Raw genomic sequence first — 18,582 nt, forward strand, 5'->3', positions numbered from 1 at the left:
AAATTTGAGTGATTACACAATTTGCAAAACAACCAATGTCATATCATCTGTATTTTGTCTATCAGTGCCGATAAATTTCTCAACTTGATCAAATAGATATTCAACAATTTCTTGAGGACTATTACAATACTTACAAGCTGTTCTAAAGGATGTAATAAAATTATCTTCATCAAAGCGATCGCCTCCAGCCGCCGCCGCATCAGTCAAACCATCAGTATAATAAATAACTGTATCCCCAACTTCTAACTGGGCTTGAGCGTCTTCATATTCACTATTAGCGTCTAAACCAATTAACATTCCCAAGGTATCCAAACGGGTGACGGTCTTTGTCGCTGCGTGCCACCACAAAGGCGGATTGTGGGCTGCATTACTATAAGATAAAATCCGCGTTTGCGGGTCATATTCTGAATAAAACATAGTTACAAAGCGGTGGGAATTTTCTAAATCCGCATACATAACACGATTCAAATTTTGCAAAATTCCGGCTGGAGTGTTACCGTGTAATACTTCACCCCTTAACATTCCCCGCAACATGGTCATAATTAAACCTGCGGGGACACCCTTACCCATAACGTCCCCAATTACCAAACCCCAACTAGCATTTTCTGATATCATGCGTGGCGTAGCTGTAGGTTGTTGTGGGTTGGGTTTAGTAGGAATAAAATCATAATAATCACCACCGACGCGATTAGCTGGTTTACAACGTGCTGCTATAGACAAACCAGGAATATTGGGACATTGACGCGGTAAAAGTCGGCGTTGAATTTCCGCACCAATTTCTAATTCTTGATCTAAACGTTCTTTTTTTCTTAATTCTACAGCTAGTTCATCATTGTCAATGGCAACTGCTGTTTGGTCGGCTACTAACCGGACTAATTTCTGTCTAGTTTCTGTCCAACTATATTCAGGATCACGACTGAGAACATAAAGCCAACCTCGTTCTGTATTTTTAACTAAAATGGCTGTACCAAAGATTTGGACATCAGCACCCAGATAACGGTGCATTTGTTCATCTAAAATACCTGTAGATATAGTTGGAGGAACGGAATGATTTAAAAGGGTAATTTGACTACTAGCAGTTTCTAGGGCTTTTCTAATATTTTTTCTTTGTTGACTGTCTTGCCAATGTAATTGTTCTAATCTAATTTGTCCATTGGGTTTATAAAGAAAAAGTGCGCTACCTTCTCCATCTGTCACTTTTGTGGCCATAAGAGGAATCAATTCTAAAAACTGATTTAAATTATGGAAGCTTCTGAGAGCAAATCCTAAAGAACCCAACAAGTCTTGAATTTTATTTTGTTCTCGATGTAGCCTGGCCACGAGTTCCTTAAGTGCCACCACAGGAGTGACATCTGTTGTGGCACTGTTATTACTATCAGTAGGATGAGGTGGAAATTGTGACACAGGTTAATATTGCAATTGATAATACCAAATTTGTGGTTATTTCTAAATACTCTTTTTTGATAAATTGTTAAATTATATTGGCTGAGATTCGTTATTTTAGCAAGAGTAGAAGCAGGGTAGGACGGAATTTCTTGTGGTTGATGATTAATCTTCTGATTTTGTCAAAAATATTTCTTTGGTAATCAGTATTAATCAGAGGCTTCCAATTTTTTCATAACTGAATTAGCCATTCATATATCTTGAGAAATATAAAGTTGATCATCAATAAAATTACCTCTATTTCTTACAGGGTAGATATTAGTAATCATCAAACCAAAAACCATATAGATTTATGGTCAGTTAATTGATGATTTTTGGGTAGTTGGGTTTTTGTGAAAAACAGAGTTGTCATCATGCTTTTAACCTATATACCACAAATTTTGGCAATATTTCCGCAGATAGATTTCTTTTATGAAAAAATTCTCTTTTTTTTCCATAAATACGTAAGTTTTAGGTAACATAGATAAAACTAATTTACGCAATTTAAGGACTTCGACGCTAACACCAACCCCATTTGTCTAGATCACACTAAAATATCCGGTACGTTCCTGAAATTACAATAAGTGACTTAACTGTAATTTTAGTTATATACTTGACTCAGTACGATGAGGGAATTTGTTTGAGTTATAAATCTTGCTTTTGCGTCACATCTCAATCAAAAGCAATATCAAAAGCAATATCAACCGCTCAATAATGCTTCTACAAATTCATAACTAGAAAAGGGACGTAAATCTTCAATTCCTTCACCAGCACCAATAAAACGAATAGGTAAGCCTAACTGCTGAACAACAGCCAGGGCGACACCTCCTCTAGCTGTTCCGTCTAATTTGGTTAAAACAACGCCACTGAGTTGGGCTGCTTGGGAAAATACTTCTGCTTGTCGCAGTCCATTTTGTCCTAGAGTAGCATCAAGAACTAAAAGAGATTCAACATGGGTATTAGGAGCTTTCTTGGTGATAATTTTGCGGATTTTACTGAGTTCCTCCATCAGATTTTTCTTATTTTGCAGTCTTCCAGCGGTATCTATTAATAATAGTTCAGTTTCCCTAGCCTGAGCAGCGGTGATCGCATCAAATACCACGGCTGCTGGATCAGTGTTTTTACCTGGATTAGCGATAACTTCTACACCGCTTCTATTCCCCCAAACTTTAACCTGTTCCACCGCAGCCGCCCGGAATGTATCAGCCGCACCAATTAAACACTTATAACCGGATTTTTGTGCTAGGTGAGAAATTTTACCAATGGTTGTAGTTTTCCCCGCCCCATTAACTCCAGTAATTAACCAAATCGTGAGAGTATCTTTTTCCGGCGCGAACCTAGATTTTACATGATTTTGTAAGGGTGCATCTAGCATATCCCTAAGAATTTCTTTAAGATAGGCTATTGCTTGTTCTGGTGGAGTTACTTCTGTGAGTAGTTTTTTTTGCAGCGCAGTAATAATATATTCGGTTGCTTCTACACCTACATCAGCTTGTAGAAGTAATGATTCAATTTCATTTACAGCATCTTGATTGAGCGGTCCTTGACCAACAATTGATTTTAGGCGATTAATAATATTTCGTCGGGTTTTATCTAAACCTTGACGCAGTTTTTTCAACCAAGTAATCTCTTCTATGGAAATATCTTCCGCTTTTCTCCCTTGGGCGGCTAAAACCTCTGCTGACCATCTAAAACCATCATCAAATGCTAATTCGGGAATTGTTACCTCTGTTTCCGTGGTTATTGTCAGTATTTCTGGAATTTCGGTTTCTATGGAACTAGCAATCAATTTCTCTTGTTTAGCTTGTCTTTCTGCCGCAGCCCGTTCTAAAAAAGATAAATTAGCTGCTTCTGGTTGTAATTCGTTAACAATATCTTCGGTAGTTTCTACTGCATTTTCAGTTAGTGTAATTACTTCCTCTGTGGCTACTATTTTTTCAGGAATAGTATCTTCTGCAACAGTTACAGGTGTTACTGTTTCTATTTGTTGTTTTTCTTGAATATTTTTATACGCAGCTTTAGCAAAAGCTAACAAATCCTCCGTATCTGGTACTGTTGTTTCTGATTGAGTTGCTGCTACTGCGGGTGGTTCTGTTTGGGTTTGGGGAGTATCAGCGGATTGATGATGGGGACGATTAAACCAATTGAAAGCCATTGTAGTTGATTTAGATAAGAATTTAATTAGGAACCATGGAAGGACTTAGAAATCAAGGAAGAAAGAGAAAGAAAAGCCTTAGCACTGACCAATGATCACTGACTAAGGACAAATTTAAGCAGTTTTTTTCCGTTCACTGACTCGACGAAGAACGCCATTAATAAAACGGTGACCATCTTCTCCACTATAACGTTTAGCTAATTCTACAGCTTCATTAATAGCGATACTATCAGGGACTTTCATGAATTTTATTTCTGCGGTAGCTATTTGTAGAATATCTCTGTCAATTTGGGCTAAACGGGTCACTTGCCAATCTACTAAAGCATTAGAAATAAGTTCTTCAATAGCCTGACGATTTTCATTTACGGTAATAATTATTGCTTTGGCATAATTACGAACTTCTTTATCTTGATTAGCTAATTGAATCAATTCAGGAAAATCAACAGATGTACCTAATTGATTAATAGCGGTTTGGGTATAGGAAATTGCCTCCTTTAGCATAGTTCTAGCCGTATTCAAGTCAGCGGCTCTAGTTTCACTAGTCAATAGACGCTCATTACTCCGTTGCAGTTCTCCTGCGGCATTATTCAATGTGTCCTGTACTTCTAATGTGAGGGTGCGTACTGCCCCTAAGACTAGCTTAGAGACTAATTGTTCGTCTGATAGGGCTTCTAGTTTTTTGGGGTTTATTGGTAACTGACTGAGACTTAGCAGTGCCAATTCACGCGCTATTTGCTGGGGTTTACGACGTTGCATACAGTTGGGATGATAAAAATATGTGAATTTTGGCACAGACAAACAATTAGCTTATCTATTTTCGGATCACTTTGCCAGATTTGCATCAAGTTCAATTTTTGCTGCTGGTATTTTCGCTATTGTCTTATTTCTAGAGGTAATACTGTTGCCAGCATTGTCAGATCAGATGTTTCCATATTAGGAGCGACTATACCACCAGATACAATTATTTTAAAAGCATCTTCAACGGATATAGAAAGATTAATTACCTCTTCTTCTGGGACTATTGCATACCAGCCTGTTGTTGGGTTGGGGGTAGTGGGAATAAATATACTGATTACAGGACGAGAGATATGATTTTGGATTTCATGGCTAATTATTCCTGTCACAAAACCAATCGCCCAAATTCCCCGACGAGGATATTCTACTAATACTACACGGCGAAATTTACCATGGGAATCCTTTAGAAGTGTTTCTAATAGTTGTTTGAGGGTTTTATATACCTGACCGGCTAAAGGAATCGCGTGTAATAACCGTTCACCTAGATCTAATAACCACCTTCCAGCAATGTTTCTAGCCATTAAGCCAATGACGAGAATACTTAATAGTGGTACAGCTAATCCGACGAATAAATTAAGTATATTTACCAGGATTGGGTTTAAACCGTCAAAAGGATTAAGTTGTTTGGGAATTTGGGTAAGAAAGTTAATTACCCAGGTGGCTATGGTAATTGTTAACCAAATGGTAGTTGCTAGGGGAATTAACACCAACAAACCAGCAATTAGGTCATTTTTCAGGTCTTGTTTTAAGCGTTCCACTACCAAACTCTGGTTCTCCTTGTTTAGCTTCGTTAAACTGTTGTGATTATTTTCCATATCAGCTTAGTCACATTTGGAATATCAGAAACTGATTAGAGCAGGTTTCAGTATCTTGCAACAGGTTATTTTTCATCCCTAGAAAACACTTTTTGTATCCGTCTCTAATGGTAAAAAGTCACACTATCGCTACAAAATTCAGCCATTTCTTGCTTAGACGTAAATATAGACATCAGTACACCATGGCTCGGATTGTGAATTTGTGAGAGTGTTACTTATCTTTGCAATCATTGTAAATGATTGTTGCAAGTCTGAGAGATATTATAACAGGGAACAGGGAACAGGTAACAGGGAACAGGTAACAGGTAACAGGGAACAGGGAACAGGTAACAGGGAACAGGTAACAGGGAACAGGTAACAGGTAACAGGTAACAGGTAACAGGGAACAGGGAACAGGTAACAGGGAACAGGTAACAGGGAAAAGATTTTAAATCTCAAACTTTGCGCCTTTGCGCGAAATATAATTAATCTTTCATTTCCAAAATACCAACTAAAATATGACCGATTTCTTCAATATCATCAGGGATTCTCAAAAGAGTCATATCTTGGGTAATTTGTTGTTGTTGACGATCTAATTTACCAAAGCGCCAAATTTCTCCAGTGGTAACAGCACCATAAAACACAGATTTATTTTCTTCAATTTCCGATAAAGCAATTAACTCTACTGCGAGTTGAGTAAATCCTCTAGTTAAATCATCATTTTTGGCTTCAATAACTAACAAGCTTTGCTGAGAACGCAACAAATAATCTAGATTTCCTTTTAACCAATTATTCACATTAACTGTATACTCAATTTTTAGCTGACATTGACAACAAGTGATAACCTCCAATAAAAGGGGTGAAACTAGAGTTTCTCGTCTAGCAGTTTCATTATTCAAACTAACTAATGGTAAGAAAGAGGTGATTTTATCTTTAAGTTCTGCAATGTTCTTTAAAGGATTGGAAGTTTTAGGTAGAGTAATGGCTTTTTTAATAAATGAGTAACCTAACTCAGAGAGAATTTCCTCTATATCGTAAGGTAATTCAAAATAAGAGCGAAATGTGTAAGATTGTCCTTCTTGAAGTATTTTTTGTTTAGTCATATAGCAGAGAATTTAATTTCTCAAACTCTTATTCTTTGTGCTTTTTTGTAAGTTACGTAAGTCCTGCTTCCATTACTTTTCGCACTAAAGTTGCCAATTTATCCGCACTATCAGGAACAGAGATTGCTTTGGCATTTTTCCCCATTTTCGCCAATTTTTCTGGATATTGCAACAAATTTAAAACCTGAGTTGTGAATATTTCCTGTGTCAAATCAGACTGTTTAAACGACAACGCAGCGCCAGCTTTAGTAAACACTTCTGCATTATAAGATTGATGATCTTCTGCTGCAAAGGGATAGGGAATTAAAATTGCTGGCGTACCACAAACCGCCAATTCTGTCAAGCTACCCGCACCAGAACGACTAATAGCTAAATTAGCCCTTCGCAACAAAGCCGCCATATTGTTATAAAAAGGCAAAGCGATATATTGAGGATGTTGTAGACTGTTAATATCAGGATCATTATCACCTGTTAAATGGACTATATAAGCACCGGCTTGAAACCAAGCCTCCGCAGACTGACGTACCAATTTATTTACAGCTACAGCCCCCTGACTACCACCAAATACCACAATTAAGGGAACACCATCGGGAACAGATAAATCTAACCTATTATTACCTCCCTCGTGCAAAAATTGAGAACGGACCGGAGTACCCACAGAAAAAGTTTTAGATCGAGGTAAGTATTGAGCCGTAACATCAAAACCTATGGCCACTGCATTACACCAAGGACCAAAAAAGCGGGTAACTTTTCCTGGTAAAGCGTTAGACTCATGAAAAACCACGGGTAAACCCAAAGAACGGGCTGCAATTACCGCAGGACCTGCAATATAACCACCTGTAGTGAAAACTCCGTGGAATTTTCCCTGTTTAAGAATGCGTCTGACTTTCAAAATTGCACCAATGAGTTTAACAAAAGTGCGAAGAGAACGAAGACTCAAACCCTGCTGAAAACCCTCAACAGCGATGGTATTTAAAGGATAGGTCTCTGGAACTAAGTGAGTTTCTAAGCGGTTTGGTACACCTAACCATTCAATATTGTATTCTGGCAGTTTTTCTGCCAATGCGATCGCGGGAAACAAGTGTCCACCTGTCCCACTAGCTGCTATAAGTAATTTAATTGCTGCATTTACCATTCCTGACTATACCATTTATCGCCCAGCTTCATTAAGATAAAACAAATTCCTTATCTTTAGATCATCAAATCAGTAAAATCTTACTTATGACTAAAATTATCCCTTTATTAATGAAACGTAACAAAACATTACCCTTAGGGTTTGCCCTCCTTTCCAGTTTACTAGCAATTGGTTTATCTGTTCCTGGGCAATTGGCGCAAGCAAGTCAACCGGAGAATGCACCTTCTACACTCACTAAGCTCTTAACACAGATTGATACTGCTGCTAATCAAGGTAATGTTAAAGCTGTGATGCAATTTTACAGCCCTACATTTACTCATAGTGACGGCTTAAACCGTAAAGGCATGGAACAAGCCTTAACAGGACTGTGGAAGCGATATCCTCAATTACGTTATACTACAAAGCTAGAATCTTGGAAATCTCAAGGTAATACAATTATTGCGGAAACTGTTACCAACATTAGCGGTTTACCTGCATCTGGTAATAATAATTTAACCCTCCAGTCTACAATTAAATCACGTCAAAAAGTCACAGGTTTAAAAATTGTTCATCAAGATATTTTGTCAGAACGGACTCAACTAACCGCTGGGAGTAAACCACCCCAAGTAGAAATTAAATTACCACAACGGGTAAAAGTCGGTGAAAAATATAGTTTTGATGCCATTGTTCAAGAACCATTAGGTGAGGATTTTCTACTGGGAACAGCTATAGAAGAACCTATTCAAGCCAATAAATTTCTCAAACCCACAATTGCAAATTTACAATTTCTCAATGTTGGAGGACTTTTCAAAATCGGACGCGCACCCTCCACTCCTGGTACTCAGTGGATTTCCGCAGTTATTCGCAGGGGTGAAAATATGACTATTATTACTCAACGGTTACAAGTAGTTAAAAAGTAGGTGACAGGTGATAGGTGACAGGTGACAGGTGACAGTTAAGAGAGAATAGGGAATAGGCAATAGGCAATAGGCAATAGGCAATAGGGAATAGGCAATAGGGAATAGGCAATAGGGAATAAAAAAAATACCCAATTACTAATTACTAATCCATGCAAAACCAAATTGTTTTTATTACTGGTGCAAGTAGCGGTATAGGTGCTGCTTGTGCCAAAATTTTTGCTCATGCTGGTGCAAAACTGATTTTAGCGGCACGACGGTGGGAACGGTTACAGCAATTAGCTGATTCTTTGGATATCCCATCTGATAAAATCCATTTATTAGCACTTGACGTGTGCGATCGCTTGGCAGTAAAATCAGTTATTAATAATTTACCCCCTTCCTGGTCAAATATTGATATATTGATTAATAATGCCGGTTTAAGTCGCGGTTTAGACAAATTACATCAAGGTGACTTTCAAGACTGGGAAGAAATGATTGATACTAATATCAAAGGTTTGCTTTACCTCACCCGGTACATAGTCCCAGGAATGGTGGAACGGAATTTTGGTCATGTTATCAATATCGGTTCTATAGCCGGACATCAAACCTATCCTGGTGGTAATGTCTATTGTGGGACAAAAGCAGCGGTTAAAGCCATTTCTGAAGGCTTAAAACAAGACCTTTTAGGAACTGCTGTGCGGGTAACTTCTGTAGACCCTGGTATGGTAGAAACAGAATTTAGTCAAGTGCGTTTTCATGGTGACACAGAACGGGCTAAAAAGGTGTATCAAGGCCTTAAACCCCTAACTCCTGATGATGTGGCTGATGTGATCTTTTTCTGTGCCACTAGGCCAAGTCATGTTAATATTAGTGAGGTCTTACTGATGCCCGTTGACCAAGCCAGCGCTACTTTAGTAAATCGTCAAGTGTAACTCTCGTTCCCAGACTCCATCTGGGAATGGGTTGACAGCTTCAGATTTGTGTGTTATCGTGAATGAAACCAAGGCTGTAAGAGTTTCTGTCAAATTAAATAGCTCGAATTTCTCAAAAGTCACAAAATAAAAAAAGATCGCTCCACTCCGTTACGCTTGGCAAGGGTAAAGAAGAAAAGAGCAGAGAGCAAAAGAGCAAGAGTATAAAGGGCTACTAAGTCCTCGCCGCACCACTACATACAACCCGAAAACCAATACTGCCGTAGTAGTAGCCGAGGATGTTGTAGAGGCGAGAAGCAGAACGGCAAAGCCCAGGATTGCTGTTCCACGAACCACCGCGCAGCAGCCTAGCGTTTTGATTAGTTTTGCTTATCCATGCACTTCCATCATTAGGCGCACCATGATAGTTACCATGCCAAGTATCAGCGCACCATTCCCAGACATTGCCGTGCATATCACATAAACCAAAGGCGTTGGGCTGAAAAGTTCCTACTGGAGTTGTTCTTCCTCGATATTCTCCCTTGGAGGCATTACCATAGGTGAAGTTACCATCATAGTTTACCATATCTGTGGTGATTGTGTCACCAAAAGCAAAAGGTTTTGCAGAACCTGCACGACAGGCATATTCCCATTCAGCTTCACTGGGTAAACGGTATTTTTGTCCTGTCTTCTGAGATAGTCTAGCACAAAACTCAACCGCATCGTGCCAAGATACTTGTTCTACAGGTAGTTTATCACCTTGGAAGTAAGCAGGACGAGGATTTAATTCTCTAGCAACTGGAGGACAGGAATAAACGACTTTTTCCCATTGTTCTTGAGTAATAGTGTATTTCCCCATGTAGAAGGGCTTCACCTCTACATAGTGTTGGGGACGTTCATCATCTAAACTCTTTTCTTCTGTTTTTGGTGCGCCCATTAAAAATGTGTCACCAGGAATATAAACCATCTCTAATTTTACACCAAGACCCAAATCTTGGCTAAAAGATTGATTTGAAGATGAATTTGGAGAAGTGATAGGTAATTTATTTAATTCTTCTTGATGCTTTTTGATTTCTAGTTTGATTGACTGAATGTTAGTCTCCCACCTATTAAGAAGTCGTGGATCATTTTCATTACGTTTCCGATCTTCATACTCTTTAAGAAGTTGACGCTCTTTTTCTAATTGTTCTTTAATGTGCTGATGCCAATCCATAATTTACTTTATCCCTAATTTTTTGATCACGAACTCCCAAGCAGACTTGATATTAAAACCAGTTCCCAATTCTAATTCACCTTCATAATTAATTAAAAAAGGAACAATTGGTAAAGTGAATGTAATTTTATGTCTAGTATCTAATTCAGGAGATTTGATAATTTCGGCAATTTCTGCTTGCCTATTGGCCGGTAAAGAAGGTATACGTGATTCTAGAACTGCCAACATTTCCAGCATTTCTGACTCAGATACTTGATTAGCTGCTACTGCATTTAACATATTTTCTGTCAAAGCTAATTGAGTCTGATTTAGCTGTTCAATAATAACCCTCAAAATTGCTTGTTCAGAAGCTTGATAACGACTTAAAAGTGAGTCTTGCTTAATAAGAACAATATTTAATTTTGTGTCTAGTTGCTGTAATTGGTTTTCTATTATTTGCAGTTGATTTCCTACTACCTGGATTTGCGGTGTAGATATACAAGTTAACTGTTGTTTTAGTTCTGTATATTCTTGTGTATAATTCTTAATAGATTCCTTTTGTCGTTTGATTTCTTGTTGATATCTTCTCAGTGTCCGAGGGTTGTCTTCAACAGTTAACGCTTCCTCAAATTCTTTCAGTAATTTTTGGTCTTGGGTAATATGATCTAGTAAATCTGTCAGTCTTTGTTGGAAAATCTGGCAAAGCATGAGTTAAATACCTTAATTTAACGATTGTTGAGGTTTTAGGGAATTATTGAGGCTAGTGTATCATAAATCCCGGCTAAATTGGTATCCCGTCATTTCAAACTTTTGCGCTATGCTAAGTAGGTTGGCGTTAAAAATTGTCGTTATGACAAGGGAACAGGGAACTCTTAACAGGGAACAGGGAAGAGGTTTTGGGCAACTTTTCGTTACTTATGTTGGTTTTTTTCCGTTCACCTACTTATCAAATAGATAAATACAGATTATACTTAGGTGATGCACCCTGCCAATATGTAACTTGCGTAGATTCTACCAGAAATTGTCCAGAGGATAAAATTAAATGTCTAAACGATTGATTGAGTTAATGACACTAGCGGACGCACTTACACCAGATGAACAATTAAGTTTAATATCACACCTAACCCAAAGACTGCAACATTGCGAAATTAAACGTAAACCAAGCCGCAATTTGATGGAATTTGCCGGAATAGCACCCAATTTACTAGGTGGTATGGATGCTCAAGAATATGTTACACGCATGAGACGTGGTGAATTTCCAGATTTAGAACTTGCGAACCAGCAATTGGAAAAACAGAAGTGAGTATTACCAATAATTTACAGGGTGTGAGACGCTTATTTTTGGATACTGCTCCAGTTATTTACTTCGTAGAACAACATCCAAAATACTTTCATCTGTCCCTAGAAGTATTTGAGCAGCTTCAAAACACACCTTTAATTGGTGTTGTTTCACCTATTACTTTAGCTGAATGTTTAGTTCAACCCTATCGCTTAAAACAAACGGAATTACAGCAAGAGTTTATAGAGTTAATGACTGAAAATGACAATATTGAATTTGTGGGATTTATTAATGAAACTATAGCAATAGAAGCTGCTCAAATACGCGCTAGATATAATCTACAATTACCTGATGCTTTGCAAATTGCTGTGGCTTTAAACGCAGAATGGGAAGCTTTTCTGACTAATGATCTCACTTTCAAGCGAATTACAGAATTGCGTGTGTTGGTGCTGAATGATTTTAACAATGCTGTGTAAGCAAGAACTTTAGATGGTGCGCTACATTGTGTAAATCCACATTAACGCACCTGATAGTTAATTAAGGAACAATCAAAACAGGACAGGGAGAAAGATTGATTACTCGCGTAGTAACGCTATCAGTCGAGCCTTCTTCCGTTAAGCCTAGTCCTCGACAACCCATAATAATTAAACTGGCCTCAATTTCATCAGCAACATCACAGATAGTAAAGGCTGGTTTACCTTGTCTTTCTAGTAATTCCGCTGTAATTCCCTGTTCAGAAAATAGGGTGCGGGCATTTTCTAGAAGTTGAGCAACTATTTCTGAAGATACCATGGGACTAGTAGTAGATGCTTCCGAGTTTGGCTCTTCAACAACTGAAAGCAGAATTAAGCGGCTATTATATTTTTGCACAATATTGGCAACTATATCAGCGGCCTCTCTGGCTTCTCGACTTTGATCAATGGGAAATAAAACTGTTTTAAACATATCTCACCTCTGCGCCCCTCACTCCGGTAAAATTTTGATGGTCATATTTTCAAGACAATAACAAAAAAGTAATCAGGAGAGTTGTACTGTGTCTAAAAAAAGTTTAGCAAGTTTATCTGCGGCTGATATATCTGGAAAACGCGCTTTAGTACGGGTTGATTTTAATGTGCCTGTGGATGATCAAGGCCACATTACTGATGATACTCGGATTCGGGCGGCGCTACCAACTATCCAAGATTTGACCCAAAAGGGTGCTAAGGTCATTTTAACAAGCCATTTCGGTCGTCCCAAGGGTGTAGATGAAAAATTGCGTTTAACTCCCGTCGCTCAACGTCTTTCTGAGTTGTTGGGACAGGAAGTTATCAAAACTGATGACTGTATTGGTGATGATGTTGCTGCTAAAGTTGCAGCTTTGGACAATGGCCAAGTGCTACTGTTAGAAAATGTCCGCTTTTACAAGGAAGAAGAAAAGAACGACCCCGAATTTGCTCAAAAATTAGCAGCAAACGCTGATTTTTATGTAAATGATGCTTTTGGAACTGCACACCGCGCCCACGCTTCTACTGAGGGTGTAACTAAGTTTTTAAGCCCTTCTGTAGCTGGTTATTTGGTTGAGAAGGAATTGCAATACTTACAAAGTGCCATTGAAGCTCCTCAACGTCCTTTAGCGGCTATTATCGGTGGTTCTAAGGTTTCTAGCAAAATCGGTGTGATTGAAACTTTGTTAGAAAAATGCGATAAGTTGATCATTGGTGGGGGGATGATTTTCACCTTCTACAAAGCCCGTGGTTTGAGTGTTGGTAAGTCCTTGGTGGAAGAAGATAAACTGGAATTAGCGAAATCTTTGGAAGCAAAAGCTAAAGAACGGGGTGTGGCCTTGTTACTACCTACAGATGTGGTACTAGCAGATAAATTTGCTCCTGATGCGAATTCTCAAACCGTCAGCATTGATGCAATCCCTGATGGTTGGATGGGTTTAGATATTGGTCCTGATTCTGTAAAGGTTTTCCAAGCGGCTTTGGCTGATTGTAAGACTGTAATTTGGAATGGTCCAATGGGTGTGTTTGAGTTTGATAAATTTGCTGCGGGTACAGAAGCGATCGCTCACACTCTAGCAGAAATTGGCAAAACCGGCGCAATTACCATTATCGGTGGTGGTGATTCCGTGGCCGCTGTAGAAAAAGTAGGTTTGGCTGATCAAATGAGCCATATTTCTACTGGTGGTGGTGCGAGTTTGGAGTTGTTAGAAGGTAAGATTTTACCTGGTATTGCAGCTTTAGATGAAGCATAATTAACGTCAGATTCCCGGCTTCTTAGATAAGTCGGGAATGTAGATATTTGAGTTAGATAAGTGATAATGTGATGGCAACAATTGAAGAAATTTCTGTCAAAAACTATAGGGTTTTGCAAAATATTACCCTAAAAGATATCAAACCTTTTTCTGTTTTCCTTGGTCCTAATGGTAGTGGCAAAACTACCTTTTTTGATGTCATAGGATTTCTTTCAGATTGTCTCACTACTAATGTGAAAAAAGCCTTAGAAAAGCGGGGAAGATTTCAAGAAGTTATTTCCCGTGATTGTGGAGGTCAGGAAATTGAAATTGTAATTATATATCGTGAAAATAAGAAATCTCCTAAAATTACCTATACAGTTGCTATTGCTTTACAAAATGGCTCACCAATTGTTTCCAGAGAAACTCTCAAATGGAAACGAGGTATTCATGGCAAACCATTTGATTTTTTGAAGTTTGAAAATGGTGAAGGTGTAGTAATTAGTGGTGAAAATCCAGAAATAACTGACAATAGAATCTCCTATAAAATGGATGATCCAAGTTCTTTAGCAATTAAAACTATTGGTCAATTGTCAGATAACCCACGTATTGCGAGTTTAAGACGTTTTATTGAAGGATGGTTTCTTTCCTATTTTATCCCAGATCAAGCTCGTCAATTAGCAACGGCTGGTGCAACGGAACATCTTACTCGTGAAGGAGACAATATTGCCAATGTAGTTCAATACCTTGCTGATGAACATCAAGAAACTTTATCCAAAATTTTGGAGTTATTAGCCAAACGTATTCCTAAATTAGAAAAAGTAGAATCTGAAACGACAATTGATGGTAGACTCGCTCTTTTATTTAAAGATGCACCTTTTAGTAAACCATTTCTAGCACGTTTTTCTTCAGATGGAACACTTAAATTATTGGCATATTTGATATTATTAAATGATCCTAATCCCCCCCAATTGCTTTGTATTGAAGAACCAGAAAATGGGCTTCACCATCGGCTGCTTGATCCTTTGAGTGAAGAGTTACAAGCTTATGCAGTACGCGCACAAGTTTTTGTTTCTACCCACTCACCATTTTTTGTTAATACTATCACAGATGCTAAACAACTCTGGATTTTTCAACGAGATGATAATGGTTATGCAACTGTTACCAGGGCTGATAAAATTGAGAATGCTAAACATTTTATAGAAACCGAAGCTGGTTTAGGTGATCTCTGGTCTGAAGGATATCTGAGAGGATTACCTTATTAGTAATATCAATTATGCACATAGAATTTTTAGTAGAAGAAGCCTCCACAGAAATTGCTTTAAATTTAATTGTTCCTAAAATTATAGGCAATATTCATACTTTTAAAATTCATAACTTTCAAAGTAAAGATAGACTTTTAAAAAGATTGCCTGAGCGCATGAAAGCCTATGCTAATTTTGTAACTGATGACTTGCGAATTGTGATTTTAGTAGACGAAGATAGATCAGATTGTCAAAAATTAAAGAAGAAACTCTGTGATGCTAGTAGTATTGTAACCCAAAAAAAAGGAAATATTGTTCTTCATCGAATTGTTGTAGAAGAACTGGAGTCTTGGTTTATCGGTGATGTAGCAGCAATCAGGGCTGAATATGAAAAAATTCCTGCTTCTTTATCCCAGCAAGCTAAATTTCGTAATCCAGATGCTATTCAAGGTGGGACATGGGAAGAATTAGATAAAATTTTGAAAAAGTATGGCTATGAGACAGGGTTACAAAAAATGGACTTTGCTCAAAAAGTATCCCCCCACATGGATGTGGAAAACAACCAATCAAGAAGTTTTCAGGTTTTTCGTGATGGATTAAGAAGAATGATTAGTTAAAATTTATCTGATTATGATACAATCAATCAAATTTTATTAATGCTCAATAATTATGCTTACTTTTCTACCTAATTAACCTACTCTGGCAAAAATCAGTCAATTGTCAATTAAGTGTATTTCTTGTATATTGGTAGATACTTAATCACATTCATCATAAACCTATCTACCACTGCATAAACATGAATCAGATATGTTGTCTCAACCCGGAATGTAATCACCCATCAGTTCCCCAACATACCAAATTTTGTCCTATCTGTGGAATCCCCTTAGTTATATTAAAAAACCGCTATCAACCCTTTAAACCTTTGGGTGGTGGGGGATTTGCTAAGACCTATTTGGCGGTAGATATTGACAAATTAAACGAAAAGTGCGTTATTAAACAATTTGCACCTCAAACCCAAGGAACAACAGAACTACAAAAAGCCACAGAATTATTTTTACAAGAAGCGCAACAATTACAACAACTTGGTGAATGTCCACAGATTCCGGCTTTATTAGCATACTTCAGCGACAATAACCGCCTGTATTTGGTACAACAGTTTATTGATGGTGAGAATTTATCAACAGAACTAGAACACCAGGGAATATTTAACGAGTCTAAAATTTGGCACTTATTACAGGACTTATTACCAGTTGTGCAAGCAATTCATAGCCAGGGTATTATACACCGAGATATTAAACCAGAGAATATCATACGTCGTTATAGTGACAACAAACTATTTTTAGTAGACTTTGGCGCAGTTAAGGTAGTAAAGCCACAGCAGCGGACAGCCACAGGAACAATTATAGGATCGGCTGAATATTGCGCTCCTGAACAGTCTATGGGTAAACCATTATTTATCAGTGATTTGTATAGTTTGGGTGTGACTTGTCTGCATTTATTAACAGGAATTAGTCCCTTTGATTTATATAGTCCCTTAGAAGGTGAATGGGTATGGCGAGATTACTTGAATGGGAATGTGGTTAGTGATAAATTGGGTAAGATTTTGGACAAATTAGCTCATCCTATTCCCAAGCATCGTTATCAATCTATTCCAGAAGTTATTAATGAGTTTAATTCTGTACATCAAAATATTAACCTAGTTTCTTCTCTAGCTGTTCCGCAATTACCTGTACCTAGTGGATATCAAAAATTAAAGCAATTTTTAGAAGCTGGTAAATGGAAAGAAGCAGATGAGGAAACATTCAGGATAATGTTAGCGGTAACACAACGAGAAAAAGAAGGTTGGTTAAATGAAACAAGTATTGATAATTTTCCTTGTGATGATCTCCGTACCATTGATGATTTGTGGATAAAGTACAGTAATGGGCGCTTTGGTTTTTCTGTGCAGAACCAGATTTATCAAGGTTTGGGAGGAACGAGAAAATATAATGATGAAATCTGGGCTGCCTTTGGCGATAGAGTAGGATGGAGGACAGGAAATGAGTGGTTGTATTATGAAGAGTTAACTTTTCATACATCTGCACCACAAGGACACTTGCCCGCAATTTATCCACTGAAAAAAAATGGAAAATATCGAGGTGATGTACGACGAGGGTTTTCTTTTCTGGTATCCAAACTTCAATCTAATTCAGAAGTTATTAATACTATACCAAGTTGGTATCAAAAATTAAAGCAATTTTTAGAAGCTGGTAAATGGAAAGAAGCGGATGAGGAAACATTCAGGATAATGTTAGCGGTAACACAACGAGAAAAAGAAGGTTGGTTAGATGAAACAAGTATTGATAATTTTCCCTGTGATGATCTCCGTACCATTGATGATTTGTGGATAAAGTACAGTAATGGGCGCTTTGGTTTTTCTGTTCAGAACCAGATTTATGAAGGTTTGGGAGGAACGAGAAAATATAATGATGAAATCTGGGCTGCCTTTGGCGATAGAGTAGGATGGAGGCAAGGAGAACGGAGATTGTGGTATAAGGATGTAATATTTAATATATTTGCACCACAAGGACACTTACCTGCTAGATTTTGGGATGATTGGGATGGAAAGGGTGTAGGTGGAGGAAGTAGGTCTATAGGTCGTGTCACTTTTCTTTTGTTAAGACTGGTAAACTGTAACATCTAAAGCTATAGCAATTCCCATTCAAGTCAGGTACAAGCATTAATAATTAAACACAGATAAACGCAGACAAACCCAGATAATTTTGTACTTTATTAGACTAGGCAATGCTATAACAGAGAAATAATGAATTATTGCAGGTTCTTGGTTTCCAATATTAGGGATAATAATATGCAGCTAAAAACTCATAACCATACTTATACACCTGAAGAATATTTAGAATTAGAGGAAAAAGCACTTTATAAAAGCGAATATCGCAATGGAGAAATTATACCCATGACTGGAGGAAGTGGTAATCATAATAAAATTACACTAGCCATTGCTGCTATTTTATTATATGCCCTGAGACGCAAAAAATATGAAGTTTTTATGGCAGATATGCGTTTATGGATTCCACAATTTAAAGAATATACTTATCCTGATGTAATTGTAACTGATGGTCAGGCTAGTTATACAAGTAAAAATAATACTACAGTGACTAATCCTTTATTAATTGTTGAGGTTTTATCTAAGTCTACAAAAAATTATGACCAGGGTGAGAAATTTACTTTTTATCGTTCTATTCCCCAATTTAAAGAATATGTTCTAGTGGAACAAAATCAATATCAAGTCATGCACTATAGCAAAACTAATGAAGGAGAATGGATTTTTAGAGAATATAAATCTGAAAATGATCTTGTTAAGTTACAACATCTTGATTTGGAAATTAGTTTAATTGATCTTTATCAAGATGTTAATTTTAACGATAAAGAATAATATCAAGTTCAGATAATTACTTACGA

18 protein-coding genes are annotated in these 18,582 nt (G+C 37.5%); 9 read left to right on the plus strand and 9 right to left on the minus strand.

Annotated elements, in window-relative coordinates; genetic code table 11:
* Positions 1–12 precede the first annotated feature (12 nt).
* The 6 genes from H6F62_RS10330 to murG form a co-directional block, all read right to left on the minus strand.
* Positions 13–1,404, minus strand: coding sequence for a PP2C family protein-serine/threonine phosphatase (locus tag H6F62_RS10330; protein WP_137908842.1), 1,392 nt, complete (start codon positions 1,402–1,404; stop codon positions 13–15).
* A 718-nt stretch (positions 1,405–2,122) separates the two neighbouring features.
* Complete coding sequence (ftsY, locus tag H6F62_RS10335; protein ID WP_137908841.1) at positions 2,123–3,577, minus strand: signal recognition particle-docking protein FtsY; 1,455 nt, start codon at positions 3,575–3,577, stop codon at positions 2,123–2,125.
* A gap of 114 nt (positions 3,578–3,691) precedes the next feature.
* Positions 3,692–4,333, minus strand: coding sequence for a transcription antitermination factor NusB (gene nusB / locus H6F62_RS10340; RefSeq protein WP_137908840.1), 642 nt, complete (start codon positions 4,331–4,333; stop codon positions 3,692–3,694).
* Between the two features lie 116 nt (positions 4,334–4,449).
* A complete protein-coding gene (locus H6F62_RS10345) occupies positions 4,450–5,187 on the minus strand; it encodes a DUF502 domain-containing protein (RefSeq protein WP_137908839.1) in 738 nt (245 codons plus the stop codon).
* Positions 5,188–5,651: 464 nt separating this feature from the next.
* Positions 5,652–6,269, minus strand: coding sequence for a hypothetical protein (locus H6F62_RS10350; protein WP_028085380.1), 618 nt, complete (start codon positions 6,267–6,269; stop codon positions 5,652–5,654).
* Positions 6,270–6,321: 52 nt separating this feature from the next.
* Positions 6,322–7,404: an undecaprenyldiphospho-muramoylpentapeptide beta-N-acetylglucosaminyltransferase gene (gene murG, locus H6F62_RS10355; protein ID WP_190371974.1), complete on the minus strand. Its 1,083-nt coding sequence runs from the start codon at positions 7,402–7,404 to the stop codon at positions 6,322–6,324.
* 86 nt (positions 7,405–7,490) lie between these two features.
* Here murG and H6F62_RS10360 point away from each other — a divergent pair, with 86 nt between their 5' ends.
* Together H6F62_RS10360 and H6F62_RS10365 are read left to right on the plus strand one after the other, a co-directional pair.
* Positions 7,491–8,303 carry a nuclear transport factor 2 family protein gene (locus H6F62_RS10360; RefSeq protein WP_190371975.1) on the plus strand — a complete coding sequence of 271 codons (813 nt, stop codon included), beginning with the start codon at positions 7,491–7,493 and terminating at the stop codon, positions 8,301–8,303.
* 149 nt (positions 8,304–8,452) lie between these two features.
* A complete protein-coding gene (locus tag H6F62_RS10365; protein ID WP_190371976.1) occupies positions 8,453–9,214 on the plus strand; it encodes an SDR family oxidoreductase in 762 nt (253 codons plus the stop codon).
* A gap of 214 nt (positions 9,215–9,428) precedes the next feature.
* Here the strand turns inward: H6F62_RS10365 and H6F62_RS10370 are convergent, their stop codons facing one another.
* Positions 9,429–10,406 (minus strand): SUMF1/EgtB/PvdO family nonheme iron enzyme, encoded by a 978-nt coding sequence (locus H6F62_RS10370; protein ID WP_190371977.1) that lies wholly within the window; start codon positions 10,404–10,406, stop codon positions 9,429–9,431.
* Positions 10,407–10,409: 3 nt separating this feature from the next.
* Positions 10,410–11,093 (minus strand): hypothetical protein, encoded by a 684-nt coding sequence (locus tag H6F62_RS10375; protein WP_190371978.1) that lies wholly within the window; start codon positions 11,091–11,093, stop codon positions 10,410–10,412.
* A 334-nt stretch (positions 11,094–11,427) separates the two neighbouring features.
* On the opposite strand from H6F62_RS10375, the gene H6F62_RS10380 reads away from it, so the two are divergent.
* On the plus strand, positions 11,428–11,688 hold the full coding sequence (locus H6F62_RS10380) for a hypothetical protein (RefSeq protein ID WP_190371979.1): 261 nt from the start codon (positions 11,428–11,430) through the stop codon (positions 11,686–11,688).
* Positions 11,685–12,140, plus strand: a complete 456-nt coding sequence (locus tag H6F62_RS10385; RefSeq protein WP_190371980.1) for a PIN domain-containing protein — start codon at positions 11,685–11,687, stop codon at positions 12,138–12,140. The genes H6F62_RS10380 and H6F62_RS10385 overlap by 4 nt, the downstream gene beginning before the upstream one ends.
* A 61-nt stretch (positions 12,141–12,201) precedes the next feature.
* Here the strand turns inward: H6F62_RS10385 and H6F62_RS10390 are convergent, their stop codons facing one another.
* Positions 12,202–12,609 (minus strand): universal stress protein, encoded by a 408-nt coding sequence (locus H6F62_RS10390; protein ID WP_137908831.1) that lies wholly within the window; start codon positions 12,607–12,609, stop codon positions 12,202–12,204.
* Between the two features lie 88 nt (positions 12,610–12,697).
* Here H6F62_RS10390 and H6F62_RS10395 point away from each other — a divergent pair, with 88 nt between their 5' ends.
* The 5 genes from H6F62_RS10395 to H6F62_RS10415 all read left to right on the plus strand — a co-directional run bounded on the left by H6F62_RS10395 (position 12,698) and on the right by H6F62_RS10415 (position 18,556).
* A complete protein-coding gene (locus H6F62_RS10395; RefSeq protein WP_190371981.1) occupies positions 12,698–13,900 on the plus strand; it encodes a phosphoglycerate kinase in 1,203 nt (400 codons plus the stop codon).
* Between the two features lie 71 nt (positions 13,901–13,971).
* Entirely contained in the window at positions 13,972–15,144 is a 1,173-nt protein-coding gene (locus H6F62_RS10400; RefSeq protein ID WP_199306410.1) for an AAA family ATPase, read from the plus strand.
* A gap of 11 nt (positions 15,145–15,155) precedes the next feature.
* Positions 15,156–15,740, plus strand: a complete 585-nt coding sequence (locus tag H6F62_RS10405; protein WP_190371982.1) for a DUF4276 family protein — start codon at positions 15,156–15,158, stop codon at positions 15,738–15,740.
* 179 nt (positions 15,741–15,919) lie between these two features.
* Positions 15,920–17,806 carry a serine/threonine-protein kinase gene (locus H6F62_RS10410; protein WP_190371983.1) on the plus strand — a complete coding sequence of 629 codons (1,887 nt, stop codon included), beginning with the start codon at positions 15,920–15,922 and terminating at the stop codon, positions 17,804–17,806.
* Between the two features lie 165 nt (positions 17,807–17,971).
* Positions 17,972–18,556 (plus strand): Uma2 family endonuclease, encoded by a 585-nt coding sequence (locus tag H6F62_RS10415; RefSeq protein ID WP_137908827.1) that lies wholly within the window; start codon positions 17,972–17,974, stop codon positions 18,554–18,556.
* Positions 18,557–18,582 lie beyond the last annotated feature (26 nt).

The organism is Anabaena sp. FACHB-1391, from assembly GCF_014696755.1.
GTDB lineage: Bacteria > Cyanobacteriota > Cyanobacteriia > Cyanobacteriales > Nostocaceae > Dolichospermum > Dolichospermum planctonicum.

Excerpts from the sequence above, each read along its gene's own strand:
- ftsY (WP_137908841.1), bottom strand. The coding sequence starts at position 3,577 with ATGGCTTTCAATTGGTTTAATCGTCCCCATCATCAATCCGCTGATACT.
- nusB (WP_137908840.1), bottom strand. The coding sequence starts at position 4,333 with ATGCAACGTCGTAAACCCCAGCAAATAGCGCGTGAATTGGCACTGCTA.
- H6F62_RS10345 (WP_137908839.1), bottom strand. The coding sequence starts at position 5,187 with ATGGAAAATAATCACAACAGTTTAACGAAGCTAAACAAGGAGAACCAG.
- H6F62_RS10350 (WP_028085380.1), bottom strand. The coding sequence starts at position 6,269 with ATGACTAAACAAAAAATACTTCAAGAAGGACAATCTTACACATTTCGC.
- murG (WP_190371974.1), bottom strand. The coding sequence starts at position 7,404 with ATGGTAAATGCAGCAATTAAATTACTTATAGCAGCTAGTGGGACAGGT.
- H6F62_RS10360 (WP_190371975.1), top strand. The coding sequence starts at position 7,491 with ATGACTAAAATTATCCCTTTATTAATGAAACGTAACAAAACATTACCC.
- H6F62_RS10365 (WP_190371976.1), top strand. The coding sequence starts at position 8,453 with ATGCAAAACCAAATTGTTTTTATTACTGGTGCAAGTAGCGGTATAGGT.
- H6F62_RS10370 (WP_190371977.1), bottom strand. The coding sequence starts at position 10,406 with ATGGATTGGCATCAGCACATTAAAGAACAATTAGAAAAAGAGCGTCAA.
- H6F62_RS10375 (WP_190371978.1), bottom strand. The coding sequence starts at position 11,093 with ATGCTTTGCCAGATTTTCCAACAAAGACTGACAGATTTACTAGATCAT.
- H6F62_RS10380 (WP_190371979.1), top strand. The coding sequence starts at position 11,428 with ATGTCTAAACGATTGATTGAGTTAATGACACTAGCGGACGCACTTACA.
- H6F62_RS10390 (WP_137908831.1), bottom strand. The coding sequence starts at position 12,609 with ATGTTTAAAACAGTTTTATTTCCCATTGATCAAAGTCGAGAAGCCAGA.
- H6F62_RS10400 (WP_199306410.1), top strand. The coding sequence starts at position 13,972 with ATGGCAACAATTGAAGAAATTTCTGTCAAAAACTATAGGGTTTTGCAA.
- H6F62_RS10405 (WP_190371982.1), top strand. The coding sequence starts at position 15,156 with ATGCACATAGAATTTTTAGTAGAAGAAGCCTCCACAGAAATTGCTTTA.
- H6F62_RS10410 (WP_190371983.1), top strand. The coding sequence starts at position 15,920 with ATGAATCAGATATGTTGTCTCAACCCGGAATGTAATCACCCATCAGTT.
- H6F62_RS10415 (WP_137908827.1), top strand. The coding sequence starts at position 17,972 with ATGCAGCTAAAAACTCATAACCATACTTATACACCTGAAGAATATTTA.